Consider the following 3014-nt stretch of genomic DNA (forward strand, 5'->3'; position numbering starts at 1 on the left):
CAATACCAGTATTACGATAACTTTATCGTGTCTGATTCACCGATAACACATTAACTGAGATTCGCGCTTTGCAATGGTCTCCGCCAGTAATCTGGTGGAGATTTTTTTTGTGAGGACTCAATGGCCTAAAGAGAGTGAGTTGGTTGAGTGCATTGTGATGGTTTTTAAGCAAGAAATTCTTAGAAGTTGGCAAGCCCAAGTCTAGTTTATTAATGCAAGTCAGTGTGTAAGATATATGTTTGTTTTTTGTGAGGATAAGAATAGGCACGGGGCGGTCAGCCCTACTAGAGAATGCTCACTATTTAAGTGTTCTCTTAGAGAATTACCTGAGTCTACTGAGTGCATTTTACTTCGTTGCTGAGGTATTACCTGGGTATTTGAGCGCAATATGTATCAGTCGTGGTTATGACCGTGGGTTTCGCGGAAAATATTTACAGTGGTTGAGAGGGGTGTATGCGTAAAAAGTTGCGTTAGCATTTAGCATAATAGCGAAAAACGATCTTAGTGAGAAATACGCATTGTCAATAAGCCAGATACAAAGATTGAATTTTTTTGATGGCGGTTTTCTACGCAAGATTTAAGCATTATTTCAGCTATTAATTTTTTGTTCGTCCTATATTCTATACAATGAGAAAGCAAAATTTATTGCACTCGTTATTCTACAGGAATGTTATTCATGAGCTTGAGTTTAAGCTGGACATTCAACCGCCTTCGCCGGATGGGGGTGAGAGAGGTTGCATTCCGCGTCATTCGTCACGTCAAGCAAATTATGGAGAAAAAGCGAGTGCTTGGTGGTTGGAGCCCAAAACCGCCAAACTCTGTTATAAGCAGACGATTGCTGTTACCACCATTGAGTGATTACCAGTCTCTGTGGGAGTGTCGATACGCTTTGGACGAAAGTTGTCTTAGTGATTTGGTTTCTGGATCAATTGAACTGTTTGGGCATCATAAAGTACAACTCAAGCAGCCTATTGACTGGCATGTTGATACAGTTTCTGGCGTGCGTGCGCCGCAAATTTACGGTAAATCGATCAACTATAGGAATGTGGAGCTGGTTGGCAATATTAAGGTGGTGTGGGAGCTAGGAAGGCATCACCATCTCGTGCCGCTGGCAGTTGCGTATGCAATGACTGGCGAAGAGCGCTATCTAGAACCTATAACTAGTCAGATTGAAACATGGGTAAACCAAAACCCGTTCGCAATCGGAATCCACTGGTGTAGTGCACTTGAGCTTGCATTAAGGCTGATTAGTTGGGCGTTGATTCATAGTCTAATCGCTTCAAGAAATGGCGGCGAAGGCCTGTTTAAGGTGGTTATTGATCCCAAAGCTTTGGGAGATTCGATATACCTGCAAGCCTGGTTTATTCGGCATTTTCTTTCTCGACACTCCTCTGCGGGCAATCATCTTTTTGGAGAGCTTACTGGATTGTGGGTCGCTTGCCAGGTGTTTGATCTAGGCGAACATGGCGAGCAGTGGAGGGATGATGCACAAGAAGAGTTGGAAGAACAGCTGCAGCTTCAAGTGTTCTCGGATGGGGTGGGGAAAGAGCAAGCGTTGTACTATCATCTTTGGGTTTTGGATTACGCGCTGTTCTTGCAAGTTACAGGACGCCGTGTAGATTCACCCTTTTCAGAGAAATTCTGTGCGCGTTTGGCGGCGATGGCAGATTTTGTTCGAGATGTAACGCCAGCAGGTGGCCATCCGCCCCAGCTGGGAGATGCGGATGATGGATTTGTTACACGATTTTCTGCAGTTTGGCCAGTAAATCCTTACAAAGAAGTGCTGGATGCAGAAAAGCTTATTAGAAACAAGTGTGTTCCGGAGCGGTTGGCGGAAAAAGCCTTTTGGTACGGACTTATCGGGGGTGAGCACGATACATTGAGCAGGTCGCCACCTTGCTTGCCCGTGGCTGGCCCTTATCCACGGATTTACCCCGACGGCGGCTACGCGATTCTCGGCAACGAAGATTGCATTTGGTTTTTGATGCAGGGTCTCTCGGATATCTGTCCATTGCAGCACATGGGCATGCCGATGCGCTTAGTTTCACGCTTGCCATCGACGGTGAGTGGTGGCTGGTTGACCCAGGTACCTATGTTTATCACCATTTCCCGGAATGGAGAGATCACTTTAGAAGCACTTGTGCGCATAACTGTCTGGTCGTGGATGGGAGGGATCAATCTACAATGCGCGGTCCGTTCATGTGGTCAAACCATGCCACTGCTAGGTTGATCGATTATGGTGGCTCGACTGAAGATGAACAATGGGTAAAAGGGTGCCATAACGGATACCAGGATATAGGGGTGACACATAGTAGAGAGATTTGACTCAGTTCTCAGGCAGGTAAGATCGATATTTTAGACCAATTGGAGGGCAAAAATAATCATCGCATTGAAATCTGGTTTCAATGCGCTCCCGGTATACAATTAGCGCAACAGGGTGACAGGAATACGTGGGCGCTCACCAAAAATGGCGATTCCAGAGTGGTTCATCTTCAGCTGGATTCTGCTATGACATGGGAGGCGCTGAAGGGGCAAGAGCACCCGTATATAGCAGGCTGGTACTCATCTAAGCTGGATTATCGAGAGCCCAGCTACACGTTGCGTGGGTATGCGGATTTGGCTATGCCCGCAAGTGTTACAACTGCTATAAACTATAGTAAAAAGGCTGCCGATACTCTTATCAATTAAGGATAGATTGTATTGTAAAATGCCAGTAACCTTGTTTTGAGCGGTTAATGTTGTACGATCGATTCATTTAATTAGAACGAGAGATTGTCACTCTTAAGCGCTGCTGACGTTTCCTATTTAATTCGATCTTAGCTGGTAGGATTGCAAATTGGTATTTGGTGCGAACGGGCAGCTTTATAACCACTTCAACATTAACTAAATTATTTTATTCCTGGCACTAAATGCCTTTAGCTTGCACAAGGGGCACATAGACCATTCTGGTCGTAGCCGACTTTGGTTGCCTTTTTGCGTGTTAGCGCAGGGTCGCTGAAGGTGGCGAGAGAATA

1 protein-coding gene is annotated in these 3014 nt (G+C 45.5%); it reads left to right on the forward strand.

Features of this window, described 5'->3' with window-relative positions; all coding sequences use genetic code 11:
- Positions 1–676 precede the first annotated feature (676 nt).
- Positions 677–2230 carry a hypothetical protein gene (locus JKY90_05825; protein ID MBL4851782.1) on the forward strand — a complete coding sequence of 518 codons (1554 nt, stop codon included), beginning with the start codon at positions 677–679 and terminating at the stop codon, positions 2228–2230.
- Positions 2231–3014 lie beyond the last annotated feature (784 nt).

Source organism: Gammaproteobacteria bacterium (assembly GCA_016765075.1).
In the GTDB taxonomy this organism is placed as follows: Bacteria; Pseudomonadota; Gammaproteobacteria.

Bases quoted from the DNA above. Each gene is read 5' to 3' on its own strand.
- JKY90_05825 (MBL4851782.1), top strand. From the start codon at position 677: ATGAGCTTGAGTTTAAGCTGGACATTCAACCGCCTTCGCCGGATGGGG.